This is a genomic window from Streptococcus mitis (assembly GCF_009496155.1).
GTDB lineage: Bacteria > Bacillota > Bacilli > Lactobacillales > Streptococcaceae > Streptococcus > Streptococcus mitis_BQ.
Genome location: NZ_WIJP01000029.1, coordinates 1 through 6,705 on the forward strand (window position 1 = coordinate 1; position 6,705 = coordinate 6,705).

At 42.7% G+C, this 6,705-nt stretch carries 1 protein-coding gene; it reads right to left on the reverse strand.

The genetic code is table 11. The features are described from left to right. A partial coding sequence (locus GEZ84_RS10380; protein ID WP_265586406.1) for a Rib/alpha-like domain-containing protein occupies window positions 1-6,705 on the reverse strand: 6,705 nt, incomplete at both ends.

Here is a 6,705-nt window from a genome sequence, read left to right on the forward strand (position 1 = left end):
TTGTTGATGCTGATTCAGATGCGCTTGTGCTTGCTGATGCAGATGCACTTGTTGATGCTGATTCAGATGCGCTTGTGCTTGCTGATTGGCTCGCACTTGTTGATGCTGATTCAGATGCGCTTGTGCTTGCTGATTGGCTTGCACTTGTCGATGCTGACTGACTAGCACTTGTGCTTGCTGATTGGCTTGCACTTGTTGATGCTGACTGACTAGCACTTGTGCTTGCTGATTGGCTTGCACTTGTCGATGCTGACTGACTAGCACTTGTGCTTGCTGATTGGCTTGCACTTGTTGATGCTGACTGACTAGCACTTGTGCTTGCTGATTGACTTGCACTTGTTGAAGCCGATTGACTAGCACTTGTGCTTGCTGACGCTGATGCACTTGTCGATGCTGACTGACTCGCACTTGTGCTTGCTGATTGACTTGCACTTGTTGATGCCGATTGACTAGCTGACGTGCTTGCTGATTGGCTTGCGCTTGTTGAAGCCGATTGACTAGCTGAGGTGCTGGCTGATTGGCTCGCACTTGTCGATGCTGACTGACTAGCTGATGTGCTTGCTGACTGGCTTGCACTTGTTGAAGCCGACTGGCTAGCTGATGTGCTGGCTGATTGGCTCGCACTTGTCGATGCTGACTGACTAGCTGATGTGCTGGCTGATTGGCTCGCACTTGTTGATGCTGACTTAGACGCGCTCGTGCTTGCTGATTGGCTTGCACTTGTCGATGCTGACTGACTAGCTGACGTGCTGGCTGATTGGCTTGCACTTGTCGATGCTGACTTAGACGCGCTCGTGCTGGCTGATTGGCTCGCACTTGTCGATGCTGACTGGCTAGCTGATGTGCTGGCTGATTGGCTTGCACTTGTTGATGCTGACTTAGACGCGCTCGTGCTGGCTGATTGACTTGCACTTGTCGATGCTGACTTAGACGCGCTCGTGCTGGCTGATTGGCTCGCACTTGTCGATGCTGACTGACTAGCTGACGTGCTGGCTGATTGGCTCGCACTTGTTGATGCTGACTGGCTAGCACTTGTTGATGCTGATTGACTTGCACTTGTGCTTGCTGATGCTGAGGCAGATTGAGATGCATCTGAATCTGACACTGGCACTTTCACTTCATTTGTTGTGCCATCTTTATAGGTAATAATTACTGTTACCTTACCATCTACTACAGCACCATTATCTTTAAGTGCATAACCACTAATACGGTTTGCCTCTTGTGGATTAGATCCCTTCACCGCATCAACAATCTTTTGTTTATCAGTTTCTGACGGAGTTGTCGCATTGCTTACTTGAACCGTTGCTGGAACCTGACCTGGGAATTTTTCACTTAATTTCCCTTGAACAACCTTAAATGTAGTGTCATTATTCGTATTTTCAGAAAGGTCTTTTGTACGAATCTGACGTGTCCAAAGATTACCTGGTAAATAGCGTTGGTTTTCGTTGTACTTACCTTCGATTGTCAACCTAGCTGGATCCGCAGTAGTAGCTGTTGTCGGAGTTCCAGTAATATTTGTAATCGTTCCATTAGAATTATGAGTCGTTTCTGTCATGTTAGTTTGGACATTACGAGCATCCCATACTTCTAGACTACGAACCTTACCACTGTTATCCGTAGCTTTCACAACAAAACGATATTCATCCCCAGCGAAAAGTTCATATCCTTGAGTAGAACGTCTTTCTTCATCTCTGGCACTGTCACGAACAGCTTTCTTAGGTTGATTAACCCAATTACCATTCGCATCTTTAACTTGCAGAACAACTTCTACATTTGGTTTTTCTGTTTCCTTAGTAATCGTACCAGAACTTGACTCTGAAGTTAACTCTTCAGTTGTATTTGGACCTGCTGGTACACTTTGAGTCGCAGTCACATTAGGTCGAGTACTTGAAGGAAGAAGACCATCATTTGCCTTATAAACCTCTATCAAGTCATTCGGAGTAAAGGTTACGCTGTTAGCGTTATCTTCTGCTCTTTTCTTAACTGTCTGACCTGCAACTGTCAAGGTTACAGTTGCTCCTGGAAGAACATTGGTTACCGTGATACTTTGATTTGGTAAACCTCCACGTTCACTTAAGTTTTCAATAACTGGTGGGTTAACTTCCATTGCCAAGTCTGAGATTGGTTTCGTACGAGATTCGCCATCTTTATAGGTAATCTTGACATCATTCCCTTCGAAGGTAACGTCCTGGATACGATCTTTTTCTTTCTCTGTAGTTGTATCATGGGCGTTCTTAACAGCTTCTTTTATGCTATCCTTTTCCGTATCTGTCAAAGCAGACAGATTTGTAACCTTAATCTTCTTATCAGGATTCAAGTTAACATTTCTTACTGCTAGACTACCTTGTTTAATTCGGAAGGTTGATCCAGTTGAACGATTATCTGCCGCGTCTTCTGCTGAAATAGAACGGGTAGCAGCGTTTCCTGTCTCATAGCGCAACTCATCTTTGACTTTTCCTGTAACTTCCAATTTAGCTGGATTCGTTGAAGTAGCTTCTGTCAAAGAAGAAATATTGTCTGCATTCGCCTGTCCAAACTTATCATCTAAAACATTTGAAATAATCGTATGACCAGTTCCACCTTGGTGGACGTTTGTCTTCTTAATATAGCCGCTATTGTCTGTGAAGGTTGTGGTGAAGCGAAGCTCATCACCTGCATAGAAGGTATGTTGTGGCAGATTTTGCGCTGTGCCTTGTGGAACTGCCTTCCACAAACCAGTCGCACGATCTTTCACTTCTACAACTGTGTTTGTAGCTACTGGTTTAATTGTTTCAGGAGTAATGTTAACCGCTGCGCTATCCTCAGACGGAGTTGTCACACCTGAAGAATCTGTCACATTAGCTGTCGCTTTGACTGCTCCATCTTTAGGTAAGAGTCCAGCTGTTAAACTAAGGTCTGTAGGAGTCACTGTCAATGTCGTTTCACCGACTGGTTTAGGAATTGTACGAGTGATGTCACCTACCTTAACTGTAACAGAAGTTGCTTTTGGTTCAATGTTTGTAATCGTAATGTTCTTGGCAAGACCACCTTGATTTGACAAATCATTTGTAACCGTTGGAGCTTTTGGTTTAGCAATATCTGCTACCTTGAGTGTACGAGTCGTGTCATCATTATATTGGATAGTTGCAGTATCGCCAGTTATCGTAACATTCTTGATACGACCATCAACACCATGAGCTGCCTTAATATTAGTTATCAGAGTCGCTTTTTCTGTCTCTGTTGGACTACTTAGATCATTAACTGTTGGTTTTTCAGTTGGATTAAGCTTAGCATTTCTTTCTGATAGTTTGCCTTGTTTTATTCTGAAAGTAACACCATCTGAACGGTTACTTGCCGCATCTTCTGCTGAAATAGAACGGGTTGCAGAGTTACCATCTCTATATTGTAGGCCTTCTTTAACCGTTCCTGTAACCACCAAGGTTGCTGGATTGGTTGAAGTGGCTTCTGTCATCGTAGAAATGTTGTTGGCATTTGCCTCTCCAAATGAATTATCTAAGACATTTGCATTTGAAAGAATCGTTTGACCTGTTGTACCTTGGTGGACGTTCGTTCTCTTGATATAGCCGCTATTATCTGTGAAGGTTGTGGTGAAGCGAAGCTCATCACCTGCATAGAAGGTATGTTCTGGCAGATTTTGCGCTGTGCCTTGTGGAGTTAATTTCCACTGGCCAGTCGCTGGATCCTTCACTTCTACAAGCAGACTTGTAGCTACTGGTTTTTCAGTTTCACGAGTGATGCTTACAGGATTACTTACTGTTGACTCAATCAAAGTACCTGCTGGACGGCGAGAATCTTGCGCAGCAACCTTAGCTGTTACTGTTCCAGTGGTAGGCAATACACCATCGGTAAAACCAAGTTCAGTCGGTGTAACAGTTACACTAGTTGTCCCTGCTGGAATATCCTTAGTAACAGATTTTTTCCCCACTGTCACTGTAACCTTAGTTGCCTGTGGGTCAATATCTGTTACTGTAATCGCCGTTGGTTTCCCACCTTCTTCATCTAAATCATTCGTAACTTTAGGTGTACTTGGACGAGCAACAATCGTTACCGTATCATTAGTAGTGTTCCCACTTCCATCTGTTGCCGCAAAGATATAATTATCATAAGTTCCTGGTTTAGTAATCGTTCCACGTAAATTAGCAGACATTGTCTTATCAGCATTCACATGTTTATTTTCCAACGATAGTGAACCACTTCCTGCTGGAATTGGAACAAATGCCAAACCGTTGAATGTTTTAATACCTGAATTACCTGTTGCATTATCTGAAGCTGTAACCGCTAAATCAACAGAATCTCCTACAACAATTTCAATTTGTTTATTGGCTGGAACTCCTGTAATAACTGGTTGAATTGCATCAGGTGTAGAAGTTACAGGGGCACTGCTTTCAGAGGTTAAAGTTCCCTTGTTATTTGGTAAGTTCACATTTGTCTTAGCTACATATGAACCAGCCTGAACATTTGGAACATTAATCGTTGCTGTACCGTTGGTAACAGTTCCTGTATAAGTAGAGTTGTTTGGCCCCTGAAGGGTGACTGTTGAATTATTCGGAATGTCTGAACCTACGTTAACAACAACATTCGCACTTTGTCCGACTTTATTGTTAAGATCTGTTGCAATTGTCGGAGGAGCAGGATTGACTGCAACTGTGACAGCTTTCTCAGTTCTGTTACCAAGCGTATCTGTAGCGATCACTTTCACATTCTCATAAAGACCCACTTTGTTAGGAGTCCCTGTCAAAGTAGTTGCCATAGAACCGTCATTGTTTTTAACAGGATTGCTTGCTGTCAAGACATTATTAAAGTTCGTATTTGGTTGAGAAAGATTTGTTCCTGTAGAAGCGCTGGCGTCGTAGGTAAGAGATTTCATACCTGAGTTACCAGTCGTCACATCGGAAGCTGACAAGCGGACATTAGCTGGTTGTCCAACGGTCAAATTGATTCGTCCGTTGTTATCACCTGCTGTTATAACAGGGCCTGTCTTATCAATATTGGTTGCACGAACTTCATTACTGTAGTCAGATTCAACAGATGTCTTGGTTACTCCATTTTGAGCATAACTTGGTTGATTATCAACCACAGTCTGAACTTTATAAACTGCATTGTTTTTTAGGGGAACGTTACTAAAGGTTACACGTCCATCGTTACCTGCTACTGCCTCTCGGATTTTCGTTCCATTTTCGTAGAGGTAAACTTTCTTGCCAGGAGCAGCGTTTTTAACTTGAATATTTTGTTGTTCCTTACCTTCAACTAACTTATTGGTAATTCTCGGAGTATAAGGCTTAACGATAAACTGAGTAGGAACATCTTTTGTTGTACCATCTGGGAAGGTTACATGTATCTTATTGTCAAAGACCCCTGGAGTACGTCCAACATCCCTCTTCTCGATTTTTTGACCGTTAGAATCTCTCCACTCTATCTGTGAGCCATCAGGTAATTTCCCAGCACCAATCTCATTTGTTCCCTTTTTCACCAAGTACTGGTTCGGGTCAGTATAGGCATTTGATGGTGAGTCATTATACCACCACTTCAAACCTGCATTGGCATAACTATTGGTAATATACGGAGCTTCGACCTGTTTAACAAAATACTGACCACCCTGTGCAGCTTCTACTGGATAAGCTTGCTCATAACTAAGTCCAAGTGGGTTCGTTTCAAGTCCTACTGCTGCAAATGTCGTAGAATGGTGACCACTACCATAAAGTAGTTTCATATTTTTCAAATCTGCATTAGTCACTCCATCCTTGACAGTCGTTTGGAAACGAGTCACATGAACTTCATCTGGACCACCACCGATTTGAACGTTCTGCCAAATAACACGGTTTTCACTCGTTTTAGGAATGATAGCTGAGTTAATTTCGTTCCAGATTGGTTTTTTCCATTGATCACTATTATCAGACAAGGCTTTTAGCAAATTGTACTGTTCATCTGGACTATACAAGGTTGTAAATCCTTGGTTCGCATTACCAAATTGGTCACGATTTAGAGTTTCCGTACCACGTCTTTCAAAACGGTCAAACACAGGGGGTAGGAGTGTTCGCTCTGCATCATCAATAGGTAATTTCGTCATATCAGCAGTCAAATTACCAGATGCATCAGTTATTGTACTCCAATATGGAGCAGATACAATGGTATCTGGCATATTTACCTGATCAGGTACCTGAATCCACTTACGGATATTCGTAAATCCACGGTTAGCTTTCGGGTTTTCAATTACTGTCCAAATGATAGATGTAATCTTACCATTTGCATCGTAAACAGGTTTTGTTGTAACCGCAATATGGTCATTCAAATGATTTGTAGATGATGAATTTTCACCAGATACATATGTTTTAAGAACTTGACCATTTGGACCAGTTACTTGATCAGAACCAACCTTACGTTGACCAACCTGCGTATTACGTCCACGGAATTGTGATCCACGTTCCATCTGTCTACCATTTAGCACACTACGTTTGCCGTTATGGGCGCGGAGCACAGCATTGGCGATTGAAGCTTCTGCAGCTTTTGCTTGCTTGATAACGGCTGTAAGGTCAGCGTTTGGATTTTTCAATGCTTCTTCGATAGCTGTTACAGCAGCGTTAACTTTAGTAACTGCTGAATCCATGTTAGGTAAACCGATAGACTTGGCTAGGTATTCACCCATAGAAGCTGAGATTTTAGAAAGACGTTTGCGGTCTTCTTCAGCTTTCTTGTTCGCTTCAGCCG